Raw genomic sequence first — 22,351 nt, 5'->3', positions numbered from 1 at the left:
CCCTCCCGTCATGACCGGGACGCCAGCCAGGCGTCCTCCGCCGCGTAGTCGAAGAGATCCACCCGGTACTTCGCGAGGCCGGGGAAGGCCTCCCGCCACTCCCGCCCCCTCAGGTGCCCGGTCAGCCACTCGACCGTCTCCGGCAGCGACTCCGCGTACGACACCACCGGCCGGTACCCCAACTCCCGCTCGGCCGCCGTCATGTCGTAGACGACGGGGTGCTCCGACGTCCACGGAGTGAGCCCCACGGTGCCCTGCGGCGCCCCCTCCATCAGCACCGTCTCGCTCTCCGCCCCCAGGACCGCGTCGATCGCCGCCCCGATCTCCGCCACCGTCGGCGCCTCCGGGTCCGCCGCGTTCAGCACCCGGCCGCCGGGGGCCGCCGCCGCGAGCCGGACCAGCTCCGCGATGTTGTCGACGTGGGCCGGGTGGAACCGCGACGTCCCCCCGTACGCGAGCACGCGCACCGGCCGCCCGTCGAGCGCCCGCTTCACGAACCACAGCTCGCGCGGCCCGGGGCAGTACGGGCCGTGGACGGCGCCGGCCCTCAGCAGCGTCGTCGGCAGCGCGTCGCCCGCCGCGAGCAGCTCCCGCTCCAGGGCGATCTTCCGCGTGCCGTACGTGGCGTCGCCGGGCGCGACCGTACGCCAGCCCTCCGCGAGCGGCACCGGATAGGCGGGGAAGCCGTCCGGCCGGTCCTGGGTGTCGAAGCTGCGCCCCCGCTCGTCCTCGTACACCGCCCCGCTCGACACCACCACCGCCGATCCGATCCGGTCGGCCAGGCCCGTCAGCTGCCGGCCGTGACCGGCGTCGTACGCGACGATGTCCACGAGCACGTCGCACCCGTCGCCCAGACCCGCCGCGAGCGCGCCCTCCTCGTTCCGGTCGAGCCGGACCGTCCGGACCCCGTCCGGCCACCCGTCGTCCCTGGCGCCGCCCCGCGAGGCGGCCGTCACCTCCCAGCCGTCCGCGACGAGCGCCCGCACGGACGCCCGCCCCACCTGTCCCGTCGCACCCAGCACGAACGCGTTTCCCTTGGTCATGCGAGGGACGCTACGGGTGCCCGAGGCCGTGGCCCAGGGGATTGCGCCGTGCGCGGATCCGCCCTCGGCGTTCCCCGTGCGGGAACTATTCCGACGGCGCGTCACCACGCGGTCCGGCGGCCTTCACCACCGCCGCGTACTCGTCCACGTACTCCTGGCCCGACAGGCGCAGGATCGCGTGCATGATCTCGTCCGTCACCGCCCGGACCACCGCCCTCTCGTCCGCCGACCCGGCGAACCGGGAGAAGTCCAGCGGCTCCCCGAACCGGATGGTGACCCGGCGGATCCTCGGCACGACCTTCCCCGGCGGCTGGATCTCGAAGGTCCCCACCATCGCGCACGGGACCACCGGCACTCCCGCGGTCAGCGCCATCACCGCCACCCCCACCTTGCCCTTGTAGAGCCGGCCGTCGTGCGAACGCGTCCCCTCGGGATAGATCCCCAGCAGCTCCCCCCGGCCGAGGACGGCGAGGCCCTCGCGGATCGCCGCCTTCCCCGCCTCCTTCCCCGACCGGTCCACCGGGATCTGCCCGGCGGCCCGGAAGAAGGCCGCCGTCAGCCGGCCCCTGAGGCCGGGACCCGTGAAGTACTCCTGCTTCGCCAGGAAGGTGATCCGCCGGTCCAGGACGGCCGGCATCAGGAAGTGGTCGGAGAAGGAGAGGTGATTGCCCGCGACGATCGCGGCCCCCTCCTCCGGGACGTGCTCGAGCCCCTCGATCCTCGGCCGGAACAGCAGCCTGAGGAGCGGCCCGAGCAGGACGTGCTTCATCAACCGGTAGAACACCGAGATCCCCGTTCGTCGTCCGTCACGCCCGTTGTATCCCCGCACGGGCCCGTGGTCCACTGGTGGGGGAGCGTCACATGACGGACGAGCGCGGAGCCAGGCGCCCCGGCCGCGTCCTCACCGCGCTGGTGTGCGCGCTGACGGCGGCCGGGCTCTACGGCTGCTCCCACTCGGGCCCGCCGCAGCCCCGCCCCACGCGGACGACCGCGCCCGCCACCCCCGCCACCGGGCTCTCGCCCCTCACCGGGCTCCCCGCGAAGCCCGCGCCCGCCCTGGCCGTGAAGATCGACAACGTGCCGGCGGCCCGCCCCCACACCGGACTCGGCGCCGCCGACCTCGTCTACGTCGAGCAGGTCGAGGGCGGAGTCACCCGCCTCATGGCCGTCTACTCCTCCCACCTCCCCGACCTCACCGGCCCCGTCCGCAGCGCCCGCGAGTCCGACATCGCCCTGCTCGCCGACCACGGCCGACCGGTCCTCGCCTACTCCGGCGCCCAGTCCGCCCTCACCCCGCTCCTCCGGGCCGCGCCCCTCGACCTCGTCACGGAGACCACCGCGCCCCGGGCCTTCCTGCGCTCACCGGACCGACCCGCCCCGCACAACCTCTACCTGCGCCCCGGCCGCGCCCTCGCCGCGGCGCCGAGGGCCGCCGACGCCCGGGACGTCGGCTTCCGCTTCGGGCCCGCCCCGTCCGGCGGCACCCCGGTCACCACCTCGACCGTCCGCTATCCGGCGGCCCGCTACACCTTCACCTGGTCCGCCGCCGACCACGCCTGGCACGTGGCCATGGACGGCCGCGAGGCCCGCACCACCGACACGGGCCCGCTCGCTCCGAAGACGGTCGTCGTCCAGCACGTCACGATCCGCCCCTCCCGCTTCCACGACCGCTTCGGCTCGGTCTCGCCGTACAGCGAGACCGTCGGCAGCGGCACCGCCGTCGTCCTGCGCGACGGCCGTGCCCACGAGGCCCGCTGGTCCCGCCCCTCCGCCGGCGCCGGCACCACCTTCACCACCCCGGCCGGCGCGCCCCTGCCCTTCGCCCCGGGCCAGACCTGGATCGTCCTGGCCCCGCGCGCCTAGGAGGCGTCCTGCCGATCAGGACGTGGTGCCCGGCGGGCGGGATTCGGGAGACGGTGGTACGGAGCTGTCCGCCGCCGCCATCCCGATCGTCGCCACCAGCAGGACCACCAGACCGAACCAGAGCCAGCCGCTGCTGCCGAGCGCCACCGTGTAGGCCGTGGTCAGCACCAGCGCCGCGCAGGTGAGCGCCGTCATCGTCTTCGTGGGACCGGACATCAGCCCGCCCTCCTCCCGACCGGGGCCGCGCAAGCCGTCCAGCCCATCGTGACCCCGAGAGAGGGGCGCGCGCTACTCCCCGGACGCGCCGGCGTGCGCCGGAACGCGAAGCGGGCCCGGCGCCGGAAGCGGTCCTCAGGAGGCGGCGGGCGACCTCGTCAGCGGCTCCGCAGCGAAGCCAGGTACGCGTTGTACGCCTCCAGCTCCTTGTCGCCGTCCCGGTCGGCCGCCCGGTCCTTGCGGACGGCCTGCCGCTGCTCGGAGCGGTACCACTGGTAGACCAGCGCGATCAGCACCAGCACGGACGGGATCTCGCTGAAGGCCCAGGCGATGCCGCCCGCGGCGTTCTGGTCGGCGAGGGCGTCGATGCCGAGCGAGGCCGGCGGGTTCTCGTACGCCTTCACCAGCGGCTCGGTCGCCATCATCATCGCGATGCCGAAGAACGCGTGGAACGGCATCCCGGCGAACAGCTCCAGCATCCGCATCACGTATCCGGGGCGGTGCGGTCCCGGGTCCACGCCCATGATCGGCCAGAAGAAGACCAGGCCCACCATCAGGAAGTGCACCATCATCCCGAGGTGCCCGGCCTTCGACCCCATCAGGAAGTCGAAGAGCGGCGAGAAGTACAGCGCGTACAGGCTCGCGATGAAGAGGGAGATGGTGAACGCCGGGTGCGTGATCACCCGCATGTACCGGCTGTGCAGCAGCTTCAGGAGCAGCTCGCGCGGCCCCGTCGAACCGCGGCCCGCCACCGGCAGCGCCCGCAGCGCGAGGGTCACCGGCGCGCCGAGCAGCAGCAGGATGGGCGACAGCATGGAGATCACCATGTGCTGCACCATGTGCACGCTGAACATGACCATGCCGTAGTCGTTGAGCTTGGTGCACATCACCAGCGCGACGGTCAGCACGCCGACGGCGAAGACCACCGTCCGGCCGACGGGCCACGCGTCACCGCGCCGCCGCAGCCGTGCCACGCCCCAGCCGTACAGACCGAGCGCCGCCAGGCATCCGATCAGGAAGAAGAGGTCCGGGGAGAACTCCAGGCCCCGTCCCAGCGTGAACGGCGGCAGATCCGTGGTCATGCCGTGCCCGCTGTGATCCATCCGTACACTCCTGGAGCCCGATTCGCGCTTGTTGTCCGCACCAGACTAGAACCGCCCCCGGCCGCGACGGCGACCGGGGGCGGTTGTCACGCACGGGAGTCGTCAGAGCACGCACTCCGCCTCGACGTACCGGTCGGCCGGAACCGTCTTGAGGGTCTCCACGGCCCGGGCCAGCGGGACCATCGTGATCTCCGTGCCGCGCAGCGCGGTCAGCATGCCGAACTCGCCGCGGTGCGCCGCCTCGACGGCGTGCCAGCCGAAGCGGGTCGCGAGGACGCGGTCGTACGCGGTCGGCGTGCCGCCGCGCTGGACGTGGCCGAGGATGACCGGGCGGGCCTCCTTGCCGAGGCGCCGCTCCAGCTCGGCGGAGAGCTGGTTGGCGATGCCGGTGAAGCGCTCGTGGCCGTAGATGTCGGTGCCGGCGGTCTTGAAGTCCATCGAGCCCTCGCGCGGCTTCGCGCCCTCGGCGACGACCACGATCGCGAACCGCTTGCCGGCCTCGAAGCGCTCGCCGACCCGGGAGGTCAGCTCGTCGATGTCGAAGGGGCGCTCGGGGACGACCACGGCGTGCGCGCCGGCGGCCATGCCGGAGTGCAGCGCTATCCAGCCGGTGTGGCGGCCCATCACCTCGACGACGAGGACCCGCTGGTGCGACTCGGCGGTGGTCTTCAGCCGGTCGAGGGCCTCGGTGGCGACGGTGACGGCCGTGTCGAAGCCGAAGGTGACGTCGGTGGAGGCGATGTCGTTGTCGATCGTCTTCGGGACGCCGACGATCGGGAGCCCCGCCTCGGAGAGCAGGTTCGCCGCCTTCAGGGTGCCCTCGCCGCCGATCGGGATGATGGCGTCGAGGCCGAGGTCGGCGACGTGGCCCCTGGCACGCTCGACGCCGTCGACGAGGTGCGCGGGCTGGACCCGGGAGGAGCCGAGGATGGTGCCGCCCCGGGCCAGGATGCCGCCCACCGCGTCGAGGTCGAGCTTCCGGTAGTCGCACTCCAGGAGGCCCTTCCACCCGTCGTGGAAGCCGATGACCTCGTCGCCGTGGTCGACGACGGCGCGGTGCACGACGGAACGGATGACAGCGTTCAGACCGGGGCAGTCTCCGCCGGAGGTGAGCACGCCAATGCGCATAGCCCAAAAACCTTTGCAACGTGGGCCGACTCCCGGACCACGTCGTCCGGCTGGATCCCCGCCACCCTATCGCCGCAGGGGTGGCGGGATCGAACCGGATGTCCGCACAGTGGACAACGTACGTTCGTACGAGGGGCCTGCGGCGGCCCCGGGGGGGGACTCAGGCGGGCTGCGTGGCCGCCGCGATGCGCTCGGCGCGCAGCGCCTCGTACCAGCGGTCGTCGGTCGGCGGCAGCGCGTTCACGTCGAGGGCCAGCTTCAGGAGCAGGTCCGCGATCTGCGGGTTGCGGGCCATGACGGGGCCGTGCATGTACGTGCCGAAGACGGTGTCGTTGTACGCGCCCTCGGTGCCGTCGCCGGTCCCGTTGCCGTTGCCGAAGACGGTCCGGGCGAACGGCCGGGCCGTCGGGCCGAGATGGGTGATGCCCTGGTGGTTCTCGAACCCGGTCAGCTGGGGGAGGCCCAGGCGCGGGTCGATGTCCCCGAGGACGTCGCCGACGCAGCGGGCGCCCTCGCCGCGGGTCGAGATCACGTCGATGAGCCCGAGGCCGGCCTCGCGCTCGCCGAGGTCGTTGATGAACTCGTGACCCAGGATCTGGTACCCGGCGCAGACCGAGAAGATGATCGCGCCGTTGGAGGCGGCGCGGCTCAGGCCGCCGTCCCGCCGCAGCCGCTCGGCCGCGAGCCGCTGCGGACGGTCCTCGCCGCCGCCGATCAGGTAGATGTCGCCCGAGGTGGGCACCGGCTGGTCGCTGCGGACGTCGACGCGCTCGACGCTGAGGCCGCGCTGTTCGGCGCGGCGCTGGACGACGAGGACGTTGCCCTGGTCGCCGTAGGTGCTGAGCAGGTCCGGGTAGACCCAGACCAGGCGCAGGCTGCTGTCACTCATGCTGCAAAGTCCTCTACGGGTCAGTTGCCGACGCGGCGGCGGACGTCCTGGAAGGCGGTGTAGTTGGCGATCAGTTCGATCTGCCCGGGCGGGGCCATCGAGACGGCCTCGTCCAGCGTCTCGCAGACGCGGAAGTCCACGCCCGCGACCTCCAGGCGGACCGCGAGGTCCAGCTTCCGGTCGCCGATCACCATGATCGGGTGGCCGGCGAGCCTGCCGTAGTCCACGTCCCACAGCCAGGAGGTGTCCGTGCCGTCGGCGCCCCGCGCGTTGACCGAGAGGATCACCGGGGCGGGCGGCCCGTCGATGAGGGAGAACGTTTCGAGCCAGCCGGCCGGGTTCTTGGCGAGGAGCAGGCGCAGGTCGCGGTTCTGGAAGGAGACCACGTCGTAGCGGCCGGCGACGGCCTGCACCTGGTACATGCGCTCCAGCGCCACCTGCGGCGGCACCCCGAAGACCGCGGCGACGGCGGCCGAGGTGGCGGCGTTCGCCTTGTTGGCGCGGCCGGGCAGCTGGAGGCGGATCGGCCAGGCCGAGCCGTGCGGGTCGAGCACGTGGTCGCCGCTGAGCGCCCAGCTCGGCGCGGGACGGCGGAAGCCGCACTCGCCGCAGAACCAGTCGTCGCCCGGGCGCTGCATCACACCGCCGCAGGCGGGGCACGACCAGGCGTCGTCCTTCCACTCCTGGCCGGCGGCGACCCACACCACGTTGGGGGAGGAGGAGGCGGCCCACACGATGAGCGGGTCGTCGGCGTTGGCGATGACCACGGCCTTGGTGCCGTTGAGGCCCTCGCGCCACTTCTCGGCGAGCATCCGGGTCTCGGCCGCGCGGTCGAGCTGGTCGCGGGAGAGGTTGAGCAGCGCGATCGCCTTGGGCGTGGTGTCCCGGGCGACGCCGGCCAGGTACTTCTCGTCGACCTCGATCACACCGAACTTGGAGTCCGTGCCGCCGGCCAGCGCCGAGGTGATGCCGGCGGGCATGTTGGCGCCGAGGGCGTTGGAGACCACGGGGCCGGCGGCGCGCAGGGCCTCCGCGATCAGCCGGGTCGTGGTGGTCTTGCCGTTGGTCGCCGACACCAGGACGACGTCCAGATGCTGCGCGAGCCGACCGAGCAGGTCGGGGTCGAGCTTCAGCGCCACCCGGCCGCCGATCACCGATCCGCTGCCGCGCCCCGCCGCACGCGACACCGCGGCCGCGGCCTTGCCCGCCGTCACGGCCAGCTTGGCGCGCGGCGACAGCGGCTCTGGATTACCGGGGTGTCCTGACATCGTTCTTGTTCCTCCTTGCGTCGGTCCGGGCTCAGCCTATCGAGATCCGGCCAGCAGCCCGAACAGCGGCACCGGCGAGCGGCCGCGGGAAACGGGGAGGTCACGGCGGACCGTACCCTTACGGCCATGCGAAACCGCCCCATCCCCGGCAGTTCCGGCCTCGTCCGAGCGATGACGCTCCTCGGCGACCCCGTGCTGCACACCCCCTGCGCGCCCGTCACCGACTTCGGGCCCGAACTGGCCCGGCTCGTCGAGGACATGTTCGCCACGATGTACGCGGCGCACGGCGTGGGCCTGGCGGCGAACCAGGTCGGCGTGGGCCTGCGGGTGTTCGTGTACGACTGCCCCGACGACGAGGAGAACCGCCACCTGGGCCATGTGGTGAACCCGCGCCTGGTGGAGGCGGACGGCGAGGTGGTCCGGGGCCCCGAGGGCTGCCTCTCCCTGCCGGGCCTGGAGGCGCCGACGCCCCGCTTCGACCGCGCGGTGGTGGAGGGCGTACGCCTGGACGGCACGCCGATACGGATCGAGGGGACGGGTTTCTTCGCCCGCTGCCTCCAGCACGAGACGGACCATCTGGAGGGCGGGGTCTACGCGGACCGCGTCACGGGGTGGCGCAAGTCACGCCTGGTGCGCACGATCCGCAAGCAGCCGTGGGGCGACAAGGCGTCCGTCCTGGAGGCCTGAGGCCTCCAGGGGCCCGTCCCGCCCCGATCCGCCGGACGGGTCCGGGGGGACGTCTTCCCGGTCCGGCCCGATCGGCAGGACGCCCCCTAGAAGCCCGGTCCGCCCGGGAGGTCGTCGGCCGCCGCGAGGCGGCCCCACAGGAGGTCGGCCAGGCTCTTGACCAGGTCCGCGCGGGAGCAGGGGCGCTCGCCGAGCCACCAGTCGCCGGCCGCGTGCATCATGCCGACGATGCCGTGGCCCCAGATCCGGGCCTGGGCGTCGGCGGCCGGTCCCAGGTCGACGCGCTCGGCGATGACCTGGCCGAGCTCCTCGCCCATGCGGCGCAGCAGCGGGGCCGAGTGGCGGCCGACGTCGAAGCCCTGCTCGGTCTGGTGCGGCTCCTCCGCCGGGTGCATGAGGAAGCGGTAGACCTGGGGCATCGCCTCGATGGACGCCAGGTAGGTGTCGAGGGTGGCCTCGACGCGGCGGCGCCGGTCGGCGGGCGCGTCGAGCGAGGCCCGGAGCGAGGCGAGGAGCGCGTCCGTGTGCCGGGTGGCGAGGGCGCGGTAGAGGCCGCCCTTGTCGCCGAAGTGGCGGTAGAGGATCGGCTTGGTGATGCCGGCCTCGGCCGCGATCGCGTTCATGGAGGCCTTGGGGCCGTCCCGGAGCACCACCCGGTCCGCCGCCTCCAACAGCTCGCGGCGCCGCTGCTCGGCGGTCGTCTGCTGGTCGGTGGCCCGGTGTGCGATGTCCATGTGCGTGTCTCCCCGCCCGTGCGATTCGTGAGGCTCTCGCAACGTAACACCCGGCCGGGATCCGGTCTCGGTCGGGCCGAACCGCTCCACCGCAGGTTGACAGGCTCTACCCACCGGTAACAGACTGCTGTTACCGCAAGTAACGTCATGCTGGGAGGGAACATGGGCGAGTTCACGCTCGAACTCAACGAGGACCAGAAGCAGGTCCGCGACTGGCTCCACGGCTTCGCCGCCGATGTGATGCGCCCCGCGGCCGCCGAGTGGGACGAGCGTGAGGAGACCCCCTGGCCGATCATCCAGGAAGCGGCCAAGCTCGGCATCTACTCCCTCGACTTCTACGCCCAGCAGTTCTTCGACCCGACCGGTCTCGGCATCCCCATGGTGATGGAGGAGCTCTTCTGGGGCGACGCCGGCATCGCCCTCTCCATCGTCGGCACCGGCCTCGCCGCCGTCGGCGTCCTCGCCAACGGCACCGAGGAGCAGATCGGCACCTGGGTCCCGCAGATGTACGGCGACGCGAATGACGTCAAGGTGGCCGCCTTCTGCTCCTCCGAGCCCGACGCCGGCTCGGACGTCGCCTCCATGCGCACCCGCGCCGTGTACGACGAGGCCAAGGACGAGTGGATCCTCAACGGCACCAAGACCTGGGCGACCAACGGCGGCATCGCCAACGTCCACGTCGTCGTCGCCGTCGTCGACCCCGGGCTCGGCTCCAAGGGACACGCCTCCTTCATCGTGCCGCCGCACACCCCCGGGCTCTCCCAGGGCCAGAAGTTCCAGAAGCACGGCATCCGCGCCTCCCACACCGCCGAGGTCGTCCTGGAGGACGTCCGCGTCCCCGGCTCCTGTCTCCTCGGCGGCAAGGACAAGCTGGACGAGCGCCTCGCCCGCGCCCGCGAGAAGGCGAAGTCCGGCGAGCGCGTGAAGAACGCCGCCATGGCCACCTTCGAGGCCTCCCGCCCGGCCGTCGGCGCCATGGCCGTCGGCACCGCCCGCGCCGCGTACGAGGTCGCCCTCGACTACGCGAAGACCCGGGTCCAGTTCGGCCGCCCGATCATCGAGAACCAGGGCGTCGCCTTCCAGCTCGCCGACATGGCCACCCAGATCGACGCCGCCCGCCTCCTCGTCTGGCGCGCCTCCTGGATGGCCACCGCCGGCAAGCCCTTCACGGCGGCCGAGGGCTCCATGTCCAAGCTGTACGCGAGCGAGGTCGCCAAGAAGGTCACCGCCCAGGCCATCCAGATCCTCGGCGGCAACGGCTACACCCGCGAGTACCCGGTGGAGCGCATGCACCGCGACGCGGCCATCTACACCATCTTCGAGGGCACGAGCGAGATCCAGCGCATGGTCATCAGCCGCGCCCTCGCGAAGTAGCCGGGCGCGGCCCGGGGGCGAGCGCCCTCACACGAGGCAGAACTCGTTGCCCTCCGGGTCCTGGAGGAACCACCGCGTAGTGGTCCATGCCGTTCGGCTCGTCCGACGCGTACAGGACGGAAGCGCCGAGCGCCGTCAGCCGGGCCACCTCGCCGTCCACGCGCTCGCGCCGGACGGCGAGGGAGACCTCGCGGCCGCCCCCGACCTCCAGGCCGAGGTGGACGCGGTTCTTGACGGCCTTGGGCTCCGGGACGCGCCGGAACCAGAGCCGGGGGCCCGCGCCCTTCGGGTCGACGATGGACTCCGGGAGCTCCCCGGCGTCCTCGCCGAGCTCGTCCTCCGGCACGCCGATCGCCTCCCGGTACGCCCGCCAGGTGGCGTGGCCGGCGGGCGGCGGGTCGGGGACGTAGCGCAGGGCGTCCAGCCGGAAGGGCACCAGACGCCCGGGGTCGGCGCAGTCGATGGCCGGTTGCAGCGTCAGCTCGGGTCGCTCCACGGGAAGGAGCCTTCCGGACGCCACCGACAACGGCCCCTCCGAACCGACCGGCCGGATTCGGTCCACGGTTCGGGCAGCCCTACCCGCGGGTCACCTCCTGAGGGAGAATCAGCTCGCAGGTGACGATCGAGGGGGAACCGTTCATGGCCATCACCACAGCTGCCGAAGCACCCGAACTCGGGGGGAGCCCGCTTCTCGGCTCCATGCTCGACCTCAAGAAGGACTCGCTGGGCACCTTCCTGCGCGCCCGGCGCGAGCACGGGGACGTCGTGAAGCTGACCGCGGGCCCGCCCGGGATCCGCGCCACCTTCTACGGCGTCTTCTCCGCCGAGGGCGCCCAGCAGGTCCTCGCCGGGGAATCCGCCAACTTCCGCAAGGACAACGCCTTCTACCAGGAGATCCGCGAGTCCTTCGGCAACGGCCTGCTGACCAGCCAGGACGAGGACTACCTCCGCCAGCGCCGGCTCGTCCAGCCCCTCTTCACCAAGCGCCGCGTCGACGGCTACGCGGGGGCCGTCGCCGCCGAGGTCACCACCCTCATCGGCGAATGGGAGGACGGCGGCGCCGGGACCGTCGACGTCCTCCACGAGATGACCCGCCTCGCCCTGCGCGCGGTCGCCCGCATCCTCTTCGGCACCGACGTCGACGCGGCCGTCGAGATCGTCGAGCGCTGCTTCCCCGAACTCGGCGCCTACGTGCTCCGCCGCGGCTACTCCCCGGTCAAGTTCCCGCGCGACTGGCCCACCCCCGGCAACCGCAGGGCCGCCGCCGTCCACCAGGCGCTGTACGAGGTCTGCGACCGGATCATCGCCGAGCGGCGCGGCTCCGGCCGGGCCTCCGGCGAGGGCGACGACCTCCTCACCCTGCTCGTCGAGGCCGAGAGCGCCGAGGACGGCAGCTTCGACGCCACGGAGCTGCGCGAGCAGGTCCTCGTCTTCCTGCTCGCGGGGCACGAGACCACCGCCACCTCCCTCGGCTTCGCCCTCCACCTCCTGGGCCGCCACCCCGAGGTGCTGAAGCGGGCCCACGAGGAGGTCGACCGGGTCCTCGACGGCCGCACCCCCGGCGCCGGCGACCTCGACGCGCTGCCGTACGTCACCCGCGTCCTCAAGGAGACCATGCGCCTCTTCCCCGCCGCCCCGGCCATCGGCCGCCGCGCCGTCGCCGCCACCGTGATCGACGGCGTCACCATCCCGGCGGGCGCGGACGTCATCGTCTCCTCCTGGGTCACCCACCGGCACCCCGCCTACTGGGAGGACCCCGAGCGCTTCGACCCGGACCGCTTCACGCCCGAGGCGGAGGCGGGCCGCCCCCGGTACGCCTGGTTCCCCTTCGGCGGCGGCCCGCGCGCCTGCATCGGCCAGCACTTCTCGATGCTGGAGTCGGTGATCGCGCTGGCGATGATCCTCCAGAAGTACGGCTTCGAAGCCGTCGACACGGAGGTGCCCGTGGGCTCCGCGATCACCCTCACCACACAGGGCCCGGCCCGCTGCCGACTGGTGCCGAGGAAGGCGTAGCCGGACCGCACGGGGGAGCGGCCGGGACCGCTCCCCCGCCCTACGGCCGGGTCGCGACCACGATCGTCGCCCACCACTCCTCGGAGGTGAGGACCCGCGGCGCCAGACCGGCCGCGGACATCACCGCGAGCGCCGCCTCCGTCTGCCGCTCGCTCGTCTCCACCAACAGGTGTCCGCCCGGCGCCAGCCACTCCGGCGCCTCGCCGGCGACCCGCCGCAGCACGTCGAGACCGTCCGCGCCGCCGTCGAGCGTGACGAGCGGCTCGTGGTCGCGGGCCTCGGGCGGCAGCAGCCCGATCTCCCCGGTGGGCACGTACGGCACGTTGGCGACCAGGACCTCGACCCGGCCCCGCAGCTCCCGCGGCAGCGGCGCGAAGAGGTCCCCCTCGTACACCCGGCCGCCGCGCGGCTCGACGTTCCGACGGGCGCAGCGCACCGCCGCCGGCTCGACGTCCGAGGCGTGCACCCGAGCCCCCTCGACCCCGGCGAGCAGCACGGCGCCCGCCGCGCCGGAGCCGCAGCACAGGTCGACGCAGACGGCGCCGGGCCGGGCCAGCTCCACCGCGTGGCCGACGAGGAACTCCGTACGCCGCCGGGGCACGAAGACCCCGGCGTCGACCTCGATCCGCAGCCCGGCGAACTCGGCCCACCCCACGACGTGCTCCAGCGGCAGGCCCGAGGCCCGCCGCTCGACCATCAGGTCGAGCTCGGCGGGCCCGGCGGCGGTCGCGAGGAGCATCTCCGCCTCCTCCTCGGCGAAGACGCACCCGGCGGCCCGCAGCCGTTCGACGACCCCCGGGTCAGGCAAGCTGTGCCTCGATCGCCGCCACGACCTCGGGGGCCTCCGGCTCGGTGCGGGGGCGGAAGCGGGTGACCTCGCCGTCACGGCCGATGAGGAACTTCTCGAAGTTCCACTGCACGTCACCGGCCTCGCCCTCGGCGTCGGCGACCTTCACCAGCTCCGAGTAGAGCGGGTGGCGGCCCTCGCCGTTGACGTCGGTCTTCTCCAGGAGCGGGAAGGAGACCCCGTACGTCGCCGAACAGAAGGTCGCGATCTCCTCGGCGCTGCCCGGCTCCTGCCCCGCGAACTGGTTGCAGGGCACCCCGAGCACCGTGAAGCCGCGCTCCCCGTACTCCTTCTGCAGCCGCTCCAGACCCGCGTACTGCGGGGTGAGGCCGCACTTCGATGCCACGTTCACCACCAGCACGGCACGGTCGCGGTGGTCGGCGAGGGAGAACGGCTCGCCGGCCAGGGTCTTCAGGGGGATGTCGTACAGGCTCATGGACTGCTCCTCGTCGGAATGGGGTTTGATCTCAGCATGGGAGACGAACCACTGGCAATCGCGATCGATTCCGCGGAGCGGACGGGACCGCGCCGGGTGTACTGCCGGCTCTGCGGCCGCCCCCTGACCGGCGCGGATTCCCGGCGCACGGGGCTGGGCCCCACCTGCGACGCCAAACTCCACCCGGCGCCCCCGGACATCCGCACCCGCCGCCACGAGGTCGAACAGGACACCCTCCCGGGGCTGGAGCCGCCGGCCGACTGAGGCGACCGTTCCGCACGCGTTCCCTACGTGTCGGTCCGCCGGCCTTCGACGAGGGGGGCCAGACCGTCGAGGAGCGCCTTGAGGCCGAATGCGAAGAGTGCGTCCAGACGCAGGTCGTAGCCGGCCTCGAAGGCGCCGAGCACCTTGCCGAAGGTCGGGAAGCGGCCGGATTCCACCAGTTCCCGGAGGGCGGGACCGCGGCTTTTCATCCACTCCTCCTCCGACTGGCCCGTGGTGGCCTCGGCGTGCGCTTCCTTCTCCAGGTGCACTGCCAGGCCCTGGACGTGGCTGTAGAGCAGGACGTGGATGTCGAACAGCGTCGTGGGGTCGAGCCCGTGGCCGTCGAGGGCGTCCAGCACCCACTCGCCGTGGACCATCAGGTTGGGTACGAGCAGCGGGCGCGTCAGGGTGTCGAGGTGGGCCAGCCACGGGTGTTTCCGGTACAGGTCCCACAGGGTCCGCGCACCCAGCTCGATGCGGCCGCGCCAGTCCTCGGGGGCGTCCGGGGGGTAGGAGCCCTCGCCGAAGGCGGCGTCGGCCATGTGCAGGACGAGGTCTTCCTTGCTCGCGACGTACCGGTAGGTCGACATGGCCGCGACGCCGAGGCGGGCCGCGACGCCGCGCATGGAGAGCGCCGGGAGCCCTTCGGCGTCGGCGATCTCGATGGCGGCACGGACGATCCGGTCGAGGCTCAGCTCCCGCTCGGAGTCGGGGGCGGACGAGGGACGGCCGCGGGCCTGCGCGGCGAGGACGGTTCCGGCGACGACCGTGCCGATCCGGGGCCGGGCCTCGACGAGACCCTCCAGCCGCAGGGTGGTCAGGGCCTTGGTGGCGGTGGCGAGCGCGACGTCCCACTCCGCAGCGATCCGCCGGGTCGAGGGAACCCGGTCTCCGGGGGCGAGTTCACCGTCCGCGATGCGCCGCCGGAGCGCGGCGACGATGCGGAGATAGGGCGGATCGCCCGCTGTTCCTGTGGTCTTCGTCACGACCGGTCGCCTTTCTTGTCTGTACTAGTGCAGAAGGTAGCAGCGGCAATGCCGGATCGGAGTCCTCTGGCCTAGTACAGGACGTGTGAACGGTCCGTTGAAGCAACTGTGTGTACGGCGTACGTTCGGAGCGCATACGCCGTACACCAGAACAGGGGAGCCTCCCATGCGGACCGTACTCGTCTCCGGCGGCGGCATCGCCGGCCCCGTCCTCGCCCACTGGCTCCACCGCCACGGCTTCGCCCCCACCGTCGTCGAACGCGCTCCGGGGCGACGGCCCGGCGGCCAGGCCGTGGACGTCCGCGGCGTCGCGCTCGACGTCGTCGAGCGGATGGGCCTGCTGGAGCAGGTGCGCCGCGAACGGACCCGGATGCGCGGCATGTCGGTCCTCGACCCCGACGGCAACGAGGTCCACCGCTCCACGGAGGCGACCTTCAGCAGCGGACGGCTCGACGGCGAGGACATCGAGGTGCTGCGCGAGGACCTGGTGCGCATGGTCCACGAGCACACGAGGTCGGACGTCGAGTACCTCTTCGGCGACAGCGTCACCGCGCTCGACGAGGACGGGACCGGCGTCCACGTCGCCTTCGCGCACGGGCCCTCCCGCACCTTCGACCTCGTGGTCGGGGCCGACGGCCTCCACTCCACGGTGCGGCGCCTGGCCTTCGGCCCGGAGGAACGCTTCGCCCACCACCTGGGCAGCTACCTCTCGGTGTTCGGCGCGGACAACTTCCTCGCCCTGGACGACTGGCAGATGTGGCTCCGGGACGGTGACGCGGGCTTCGGCATCATGCCCGTGCGCGGCAACACCGAACTCAGGATCGCCTTCGGCTTCGAGTCCGCCCCGCTCGCCCGCGACCTCCACGACCAGGGCGCCCTGCGGCGGATCGTCGTGGACAAGCTCGCGTCGATGCGCTGGGAGGGGCCCCGCCTGGCCGAAGCCGCCCGGAGGGCGCCCGACTTCTACTGCGACGCCATGGCCCAGATCCGCATGGAGACGTGGTCGCGGGGCCGGGTGACCCTGCTCGGCGACGCCGGCTACTGCCCTTCCCCCCTGTCGGGGCAGGGCACCAGCCTGGCCCTCGTCGGCGCCCACGTGCTGGCCGACTGCCTCGCCCGGGCCGAGGGCGACCACCGCACCGCGTATGCCCGCTACGAGCGGCGGATGCGCCCCTTCGTCACTCTCAACCAGGCCCTGGCCACCGAGAATCCCGGAGGACCCGCCTCGGAGGAGTCCGTCGAGCGCGCCAAGAACGCACTCTCACTGGACTGCTGACCCCGGCCCGGAAGGAGACGCCCGGGACGGCGCCGAGTACGGGCGACCCACGAGGGCCGGAACCTCCCGCGACCCACGAGGGCCGGAACCTCCCGCGGCCCGCGAGGGTCAGAGCTTCCTGAACAGGCCCTCCTGGACCACCGACACCAGGAGCCGGCCCTCGCGGTCGTAGATCCGGCCCCGCGCGAGTCCCCGGCCGCCCGTGGCGACCGGGGACTCCTGGTCGTACAGGAACCACTCGTCCGCCCGGAAGGGCCGGTGGAACCACATCGCGTGGTCCAGCGAGGCCATGTCGAACCCCCGCGGACCCCACAGCGGCTCGACCGGGATCCGGACCGCGTCCAGGAGGGTCATGTCCGAGGCGTACGTCAGGGCACAGGTGTGGACCAGCGGGTCGTCGCCCAGCGGACCGACGGCCCGCATCCACACCGCGGAGCGCGGGTCCGCGTCCTTGACCTCCTCCTGCGTCCAGCGCAGCCGGTCCACGTACCGGATGTCGAAGGGCTGCCGGCGGGCCATCCGCTCCAGGGCCTCCGGCAGCGCGCCCAGGTGCTCCCGGATCTCGTCCGCGAGGTTCGGCAGGGTCTCCGGGTCGGTCAGGTGCCTCGGCGGCAACTGGTGCTCGAAGGCGCCCTCCTCCGGCTTGTGGAAGGAGGCCGTCAGATTGAAGACCGTCCGCCCCTCCTGGATCGCGGTGACGCGGCGGGTCGTGAACGACCGGCCGTCGCGCACCCGCTCCACCTGGTACACGATCGGCACCCCGGGCCGGCCCGGCCGCAGGAAGTAGGCGTGCAGCGAGTTCACCGGCCGGTCGCCCTCCGTGGTGCGGCCGGCCGCCACCAGGGCCTGCCCGGCGACCTGGCCGCCGAAGACCCGTTGCAACGACTCCTGCGGGCTGTGCCCGCGGAAGATGTCGACCTCGATCCGCTCCAGGTCGAGCAGGTCCACGAGCCTCTCGGCGGGGTTGGTCACCACAGGTCTCCTCTACAGCTGTCCGACGGACGTCACGCGGACCACCGCCCGGCCCTCCTCGTCGGAGGCCGCGAGGTCCACCTCCGCGCTGATGCCCCAGTCATGGTCGCCGTTCGGGTCGGCGAAGGTCTGCCGGACGCGCCACAGGCCGTGCGCCGCGTCCTCCTCGATCGCGAGCAGCTTCGGACCGCGCGCGTCCGGGCCCGTACCCAGATCGTCGTACTCGTCCCAGTACGCGTCCATCGCCTCGCCCCACGCGTCCGCGTCCCAGCCGGACTCGGCGTCCAGCTCGCCGAGCGCGTCGACGTTGTCGAGGGCGGCCAGTTCCACCCGGCGGAACATGGCGTTGCGCACCAGCACCCGGAACGCGCGGGCGTTCGACGTGACCGGCTTGACCTGGTCGGCCTTCTCCTGGGCCTCCTCGGCCGTCTGGACCTCCGGGTTGGCCAGCTGCTCCCACTCGTCCAGCAGCGAGGAGTCCACCTGCCGCACCATCTCGCCCAGCCAGGCGATCAGGTCCTCCAGGTCCTCGGTCTTCAGGTCGTCGGGGATGGTGTGGTCGAGCGCCTTGTACGCGCTCGCGAGGTACCGCAGGACGATGCCCTCGGTCCGCGCCAGCTCGTACCAGGAGGTGAACTCCGTGAAGGTCAGCGCCCGTTCGTACATGTCACGGATGACCGACTTCGGCGACACCGGGTGGTCGCCGACCCACGGGTGCGACTTCCGGTAGACGTTGTACGCGTGCCAGAGCAGCTCCTCCAGCGGCTTCGGGTACGAGATGTCCTGGAGCCGCTCCATCCGCTCCTCGTACTCGACGCCGTCCGCCTTCATCCGTCCGACGGCCTCCCCGCGCGCCTTGTTCTGCATGGCGGCGAGGATCTGGCGCGGGTCGTCCAGCGTCGACTCGACGACGGACACCATGTCCAGGGCGTACGAGGGGGACTCCGGGTCCAGCAGGTCGAACGCGGCGAGGGCGAAGGTCGACAGCGGCTGGTTGAGCGCGAAGTCCTGCTGGAGGTCGACCGTCAGCCGGATCGTGCGGCCCTCGGCGTCCGGCTCGTCCAGCCGCTCCACCACACCGCCGTCCAGCAGCGAGCGGTAGATCGCGATGGCCCGGCGGATGTGCCGCAGCTGCGCCTTGCGCGGCTCGTGGTTGTCCTCCAGGAGCTTGCGCATCGCCTCGAAGGCGTCGCCCGGCCGGGCGATCACCGAGAGCAGCATGATGTTGGTGACCTTGAAGCGGGAGGTCAGCGGCTCCGGCTCGGCCTCGATCAGCTTCTCGAAGGTGGTCTCGCTCCAGGCGACGAAGCCCTCGGGGGCCTTCTTGCGGACCACCTTGCGGCGCTTCTTCGGGTCGTCGCCGGCCTTCGCGAGCGCCTTCTCGTTCTCGATGACGTGCTCGGGGGCCTGCGCCACCACGAGACCGGCCGTGTCGAAGCCGGCCCGGCCGGCCCGGCCCGCGATCTGGTGGAACTCGCGGGCGCGCAGCGTGCGCACCCGGTTGCCGTCGTACTTGGTGAGGGCCGTGAAGAGCACCGTGCGGATCGGCACGTTCACCCCGACGCCGAGGGTGTCGGTGCCGCAGATCACCTTCAGGAGGCCCGCCTGGGCCAGCTTCTCCACGAGCCGCCGGTACTTCGGCAGCATGCCCGCGTGGTGCACGCCGATGCCGTGCCGCACGTACCGCGAGAGGTTCTGGCCGAACTTGGTGGTGAAGCGGAAGTTGCCGATCAGCTCGGCGATCCGGTCCTTCTCCTCGCGCGTGCACATGTTGATGCTCATCAGCGACTGCGCGCGCTCGACGGCCTGCGCCTGTGTGAAGTGCACGATGTAGACGGGCGCCTGCTTGGTCTCCAGGAGCTCGGTCAGGGTGTCCGTGATGGGCGTGAGCCGGTACTCGTACGACAGCGGCACCGGCCGGGTCGCCGAGCGGACCACCGAGGTCGGCCGCCCGGTCCGCCGGGTCAGGTCCTTCTCGAACATCGACACGTCGCCGAGGGTCGCCGACATCAGGACGAACTGCGCCTGGGGGAGTTCGAGGAGCGGGATCTGCCAGGCCCAGCCGCGGTCCTGCTCGGCGTAGAAGTGGAACTCGTCCATGACGACCTGGCCGATGTCGGCGTCCTTGCCGTCCCGCAGCGCGATCGAGGCGAGCACCTCCGCCGTGCAGCAGATCACCGGCGCGTCCGCGTTCACGGAGGCGTCGCCGGTCAGCATGCCGACGTTCTCGGTGCCGAAGAGCTTGCACAGGTCGAAGAACTTCTCCGACACCAGCGCCTTGATCGGCGCGGTGTAGAAGGTCACCTGGTCATGGGCGAGCGCGGTGAAGTGCGCCCCCGCCGCGACCAGCGACTTTCCCGATCCGGTGGGGGTGGAGAGGATCACGTTGGCCCCGGAGACGACCTCGATCAGCGCCTCTTCCTGGGCCGGGTAGAGCGTGATGCCCCGGTCCTCGGCCCAGGAGGAGAAGGCCTCGAAGAGGGCGTCGGGGTCGGCGGTCGGCGGCAGCTGATCGATAAGGGTCACGCCCCCATCTTGCCCGCATTCCGCTCGGATGAGGGAACCGGCCATCAGCTGCCGTGATCACGGACGGTAGGCTCGTCCGTCGACCGGACGTCAACCGACCGCCGGCAGGGGAGAAACGGGGCGGGCCAACCATGATGGGACCGGCGCACTCGCTGTCCGGAGCGGCGGCCTGGCTGGGCGTCGGAGCGGCCGCGGCCGCCTTCGACCACCCGATGCCCTGGCCCGTTCTCGTCGCCGGCGCGCTCATCTGCGCGGGCGCGGCCCTCGCACCCGACCTCGACCACAGGTCGGCGACCATCTCCCGCGCCTTCGGGCCGGTCTCCCGGGGCCTCTGCGAGATCGTCGACAAGCTGTCGTACGCCGTCTACAAGGCGACCCGCTCCTCCGCCGACCCCCGCAGGTCCGGCGGCCACCGGACCCTGACCCACACCTGGCTCTGGGCGGTCCTGATCGGCGCCGGGGCCTCCGTCGCGGCGGTCACCGGCGGCCGCTGGGCCGTCCTCGCGATCCTCTTCGTCCACCTGGTCCTCGCCGTGGAAGGCCTGCTGTGGCGGGCCGCCCGGATGTCCAGCGACGTCCTGGTCTGGCTGCTCGGCGCCGCCGGCGCCTGGATCCTCGCGGGCGTCCTCGACCAGCCCGGCAACGGCTCGGACTGGCTCTTCACCGGCTCCGGCCAGGAGTACCTGTGGCTGGGCCTGCCCATCGTCCTCGGCGCCCTGGTGCACGACATCGGCGACGCCCTGACCGTCTCGGGCTGCCCGATCCTGTGGCCCATCCCCGTCGGCCGCAAGCGCTGGTACCCGATCGGCCCGCCCAAGGGCATGCGCTTCCGGGCCGGAAGCTGGGTCGAGCTCAAGGTCCTGATGCCCGCCTTCATGGTCCTGGGCGGCGTCGGCGGGGCCTCGGCGCTCGGGTTCCTCTAGGAAGCGTCCGGCCGGGAGTGCCCGGCGCGTCCGGGGGCGTCCGGCCGGGAGAGCCCGGCGCGTCCGGGGGCGTCCGGCCGGGAGTGCCCGGCGCGTCGAACGATTCCTCCCATCGGGGAACGGATCGCGCCATGTCCGCTCATCGCCCTCTGGACCGCGGTGCGGGACCACGTTTCACTTCCGCCCCATGAGATCACTCAAGATCACGAGCGTGATCGGCGGTCTGGTGCTCGCCGCCGGCGCGCTGTTCACCGCCCACCCGGCCGCCGCCGACGGTCCGACCGGCCCGACGCCCCCCGCCGAGTTCACCACCGACTGGCACGACCCGGTCACCGCCGCGCCGCCCGTCGCCACCCCCGGCACCCGCACCTGCGAGGTCACCCTCGCCGCGGCCCGGTTCCGCGACTTCACCCCGTACCGCGGCAGCTACACCCCGCCGAAGGAGTGCGGCACGGACGCCCGCTGGAACAAGGTCGTCCTGCGCCTCGACGGACAGGTCGAGGGCCGCCAGTACGACCGCCTCGGCCACCTCAGCCTCGGCGGCGTCGAGCTCCTGCGCACCTCCACCCCCGAGCCCTCTCCCGACGGCATCGCCTGGTCCGTCGAGAAGGACGTCACCCGCTACCGCGACACGCTCAGCCGCCCGCAGCCCGTCGAGATGCTCATCGGCAACGTCGTCAACGAGACGTACACCGGTGTCATCGACGTCCGCGTGACCCTCACCTTCCACACCGCCGGGGGCCGCGTGAAGCCCGCCGCCGGCACCCCCGACCGGGTCGTGCCGCTCACCGGCACCACCCTCACCACCCCGCGCAACACCGAGCGCGTCCTCGCCGAGGTGTACGCCACCGGATCCGGCGGCGGCTGCGAGGAGTTCTGGTACCTCACCGTCCCCGACGCCGCCCCCTACTCCTGCAAGGCCGCCGACGGCCCCTACCGGGAGGTGCGGATCTCCGTCGACGGGAAGCTCGCCGGCATCGCGGCCCCCTTCCCGCACGTCTGGACCGGCGGCTGGTCCAACCCCTTCCTCTGGTACGTGACGCCCGCGCCGCGCGCCTTCGACGTGCAGCCGATCACCTACGACCTCACGCCGTTCGCGGCCCTGCTCAACGACGGCGCGGCCCATCGCGTGGAGGTCTCCGTCGCCGGCGTCCCCGCCGGGCAGTCCGGCTGGAGCGTCCCCGCCAACGTGCTCCTCTGGCAGGACGAGGGCAGCGAGGTCGTCACCGGCGCCCTGGACCGGCAGGAGTCCGGCACCCCGCGCAACTCGGCCGTGTACACGGCCGGTTCGCCGGACGTCCTGGAGACCACGGGCGGCGACGCGCTCACCGTCGCCGGCCACCTGAACACCTCGCACGGCCGCGTCGCGACCACCGTCACCCGTACCGTCGACCACCGCTCCACGCACCGCTGGGGCGCGGACGAGAACCCCGACGGGCTGACCGCCCGCTGGACCGACGACGAGACCGTGACCGTCGGCCGGACCGCGACCCACACCCGGCGCACGTACACCATGGACGGCGAGATCTCCGTCGACGGGGCGAACCGCCTGCGGACCGTCCTCACCGTCGGCGACCGCGCCGCCGTCGACGTCGTCCGGGGCGGCGAGCGGCTCTCCTGGTCGCGCCTGGACGACACGTACACCGGCGACGCCTCCTTCAACCTCGGCGTCCCCCGCGAACAGCGGCACGCGCTCGGCACCAGCACCGAGCGCTACCGCCTGTACGGCTCCGACGGCTGTTACGACCGGATCCTGACGTCCGTCCAGGGCACGGTCACCCAGGACCTGCGGCGCTGCTGAAC

The 22,351-nt window shown here is 72.6% G+C and carries 21 protein-coding genes and 1 pseudogene; 8 read left to right on the top strand and 14 right to left on the bottom strand.

Annotated features, from left to right (window positions below):
* Positions 1 to 8: 8 nt before the first annotated feature.
* Complete coding sequence (locus IE180_RS22100) at positions 9 to 1,043, bottom strand: NAD-dependent epimerase/dehydratase family protein (RefSeq protein WP_190158653.1); 1,035 nt, start codon at positions 1,041 to 1,043, stop codon at positions 9 to 11.
* Positions 1,044 to 1,128: 85 nt separating this feature from the next.
* A complete protein-coding gene (locus IE180_RS22095; RefSeq protein ID WP_190158652.1) occupies positions 1,129 to 1,827 on the bottom strand; it encodes a lysophospholipid acyltransferase family protein in 699 nt (232 codons plus the stop codon).
* A gap of 77 nt (positions 1,828 to 1,904) precedes the next feature.
* Here IE180_RS22095 and IE180_RS22090 point away from each other — a divergent pair, with 77 nt between their 5' ends.
* Complete coding sequence (locus IE180_RS22090; protein WP_190158651.1) at positions 1,905 to 2,906, top strand: DUF3048 domain-containing protein; 1,002 nt, start codon at positions 1,905 to 1,907, stop codon at positions 2,904 to 2,906.
* 15 nt (positions 2,907 to 2,921) lie between these two features.
* Here the strand turns inward: IE180_RS22090 and IE180_RS22085 are convergent, their stop codons facing one another.
* The 5 genes from IE180_RS22085 to IE180_RS22065 form a co-directional block, all read right to left on the bottom strand.
* Entirely contained in the window at positions 2,922 to 3,122 is a 201-nt protein-coding gene (locus tag IE180_RS22085; protein WP_190158650.1) for a hypothetical protein, read from the bottom strand.
* A 158-nt stretch (positions 3,123 to 3,280) separates the two neighbouring features.
* Positions 3,281 to 4,225: a cytochrome c oxidase assembly protein gene (locus tag IE180_RS22080; RefSeq protein ID WP_190158649.1), complete on the bottom strand. Its 945-nt coding sequence runs from the start codon at positions 4,223 to 4,225 to the stop codon at positions 3,281 to 3,283.
* A gap of 102 nt (positions 4,226 to 4,327) precedes the next feature.
* A complete protein-coding gene (locus IE180_RS22075; protein WP_190158648.1) occupies positions 4,328 to 5,353 on the bottom strand; it encodes a 6-phosphofructokinase in 1,026 nt (341 codons plus the stop codon).
* A 160-nt stretch (positions 5,354 to 5,513) separates the two neighbouring features.
* On the bottom strand, positions 5,514 to 6,242 hold the full coding sequence (locus tag IE180_RS22070) for a type 1 glutamine amidotransferase (RefSeq protein WP_030686136.1): 729 nt from the start codon (positions 6,240 to 6,242) through the stop codon (positions 5,514 to 5,516).
* Between the two features lie 20 nt (positions 6,243 to 6,262).
* The gene (locus tag IE180_RS22065; protein ID WP_116162279.1) at positions 6,263 to 7,510 is read right to left on the bottom strand and encodes a Mur ligase family protein; all 1,248 of its coding nucleotides are present in this window, start codon (positions 7,508 to 7,510) and stop codon (positions 6,263 to 6,265) included.
* A gap of 126 nt (positions 7,511 to 7,636) precedes the next feature.
* Between IE180_RS22065 and def the strand changes: the two genes are divergently transcribed.
* Positions 7,637 to 8,197, top strand: a complete 561-nt coding sequence (gene def, locus IE180_RS22060) for a peptide deformylase (protein ID WP_190158647.1) — start codon at positions 7,637 to 7,639, stop codon at positions 8,195 to 8,197.
* A gap of 86 nt (positions 8,198 to 8,283) precedes the next feature.
* Here the strand turns inward: def and IE180_RS22055 are convergent, their stop codons facing one another.
* Positions 8,284 to 8,931: a TetR/AcrR family transcriptional regulator gene (locus IE180_RS22055; protein ID WP_190158646.1), complete on the bottom strand. Its 648-nt coding sequence runs from the start codon at positions 8,929 to 8,931 to the stop codon at positions 8,284 to 8,286.
* 162 nt (positions 8,932 to 9,093) lie between these two features.
* Here IE180_RS22055 and IE180_RS22050 point away from each other — a divergent pair, with 162 nt between their 5' ends.
* Positions 9,094 to 10,305: an acyl-CoA dehydrogenase family protein gene (locus tag IE180_RS22050; protein ID WP_190158645.1), complete on the top strand. Its 1,212-nt coding sequence runs from the start codon at positions 9,094 to 9,096 to the stop codon at positions 10,303 to 10,305.
* Between the two features lie 27 nt (positions 10,306 to 10,332).
* On the opposite strand, the pseudogene IE180_RS22045 reads toward IE180_RS22050, so the two are convergent.
* A pseudogene (locus tag IE180_RS22045) lies at positions 10,333 to 10,801 on the bottom strand (VOC family protein).
* A gap of 143 nt (positions 10,802 to 10,944) precedes the next feature.
* On the opposite strand from IE180_RS22045, the gene IE180_RS22040 reads away from it, so the two are divergent.
* On the top strand, positions 10,945 to 12,318 hold the full coding sequence (locus tag IE180_RS22040) for a cytochrome P450 (RefSeq protein ID WP_190158644.1): 1,374 nt from the start codon (positions 10,945 to 10,947) through the stop codon (positions 12,316 to 12,318).
* A gap of 40 nt (positions 12,319 to 12,358) precedes the next feature.
* Here the strand turns inward: IE180_RS22040 and IE180_RS22035 are convergent, their stop codons facing one another.
* Both IE180_RS22035 and IE180_RS22030 read right to left on the bottom strand, forming a co-directional pair.
* Positions 12,359 to 13,057, bottom strand: a complete 699-nt coding sequence (locus IE180_RS22035) for a putative protein N(5)-glutamine methyltransferase (protein WP_229860759.1) — start codon at positions 13,055 to 13,057, stop codon at positions 12,359 to 12,361.
* 61 nt (positions 13,058 to 13,118) lie between these two features.
* Complete coding sequence (locus IE180_RS22030) at positions 13,119 to 13,601, bottom strand: glutathione peroxidase (protein WP_190158642.1); 483 nt, start codon at positions 13,599 to 13,601, stop codon at positions 13,119 to 13,121.
* 36 nt (positions 13,602 to 13,637) lie between these two features.
* Between IE180_RS22030 and IE180_RS22025 the strand changes: the two genes are divergently transcribed.
* Entirely contained in the window at positions 13,638 to 13,865 is a 228-nt protein-coding gene (locus IE180_RS22025; protein WP_190158641.1) for a DUF6011 domain-containing protein, read from the top strand.
* A gap of 23 nt (positions 13,866 to 13,888) precedes the next feature.
* Here the strand turns inward: IE180_RS22025 and IE180_RS22020 are convergent, their stop codons facing one another.
* Positions 13,889 to 14,851 carry a TetR/AcrR family transcriptional regulator C-terminal domain-containing protein gene (locus tag IE180_RS22020; RefSeq protein WP_190158640.1) on the bottom strand — a complete coding sequence of 321 codons (963 nt, stop codon included), beginning with the start codon at positions 14,849 to 14,851 and terminating at the stop codon, positions 13,889 to 13,891.
* 166 nt (positions 14,852 to 15,017) lie between these two features.
* Between IE180_RS22020 and IE180_RS22015 the strand changes: the two genes are divergently transcribed.
* Positions 15,018 to 16,127 carry an FAD-dependent monooxygenase gene (locus IE180_RS22015; RefSeq protein WP_190158639.1) on the top strand — a complete coding sequence of 370 codons (1,110 nt, stop codon included), beginning with the start codon at positions 15,018 to 15,020 and terminating at the stop codon, positions 16,125 to 16,127.
* A 108-nt stretch (positions 16,128 to 16,235) separates the two neighbouring features.
* Here the strand turns inward: IE180_RS22015 and IE180_RS22010 are convergent, their stop codons facing one another.
* Together IE180_RS22010 and IE180_RS22005 are read right to left on the bottom strand one after the other, a co-directional pair.
* Complete coding sequence (locus IE180_RS22010) at positions 16,236 to 17,099, bottom strand: acyl-CoA thioesterase (RefSeq protein WP_190158638.1); 864 nt, start codon at positions 17,097 to 17,099, stop codon at positions 16,236 to 16,238.
* Between the two features lie 12 nt (positions 17,100 to 17,111).
* On the bottom strand, positions 17,112 to 19,670 hold the full coding sequence (locus tag IE180_RS22005) for a DEAD/DEAH box helicase (protein WP_190158637.1): 2,559 nt from the start codon (positions 19,668 to 19,670) through the stop codon (positions 17,112 to 17,114).
* 86 nt (positions 19,671 to 19,756) lie between these two features.
* On the opposite strand from IE180_RS22005, the gene IE180_RS22000 reads away from it, so the two are divergent.
* Both IE180_RS22000 and IE180_RS21995 read left to right on the top strand, forming a co-directional pair.
* Positions 19,757 to 20,548, top strand: a complete 792-nt coding sequence (locus IE180_RS22000; protein ID WP_190158636.1) for a metal-dependent hydrolase — start codon at positions 19,757 to 19,759, stop codon at positions 20,546 to 20,548.
* Positions 20,549 to 20,735: 187 nt separating this feature from the next.
* A complete protein-coding gene (locus IE180_RS21995) occupies positions 20,736 to 22,349 on the top strand; it encodes a peptide-N4-asparagine amidase (RefSeq protein WP_190158635.1) in 1,614 nt (537 codons plus the stop codon).
* Positions 22,350 to 22,351: the final 2 nt, after the last annotated feature.

This window comes from Streptomyces litmocidini (genome assembly GCF_014649755.1).
GTDB classification, from domain to species: domain Bacteria; phylum Actinomycetota; class Actinomycetes; order Streptomycetales; family Streptomycetaceae; genus Streptomyces; species Streptomyces litmocidini.
The sequence above is the reverse complement of the archived record's forward strand: the minus strand, read 5'-3'. Positions and strand labels throughout refer to the sequence as shown.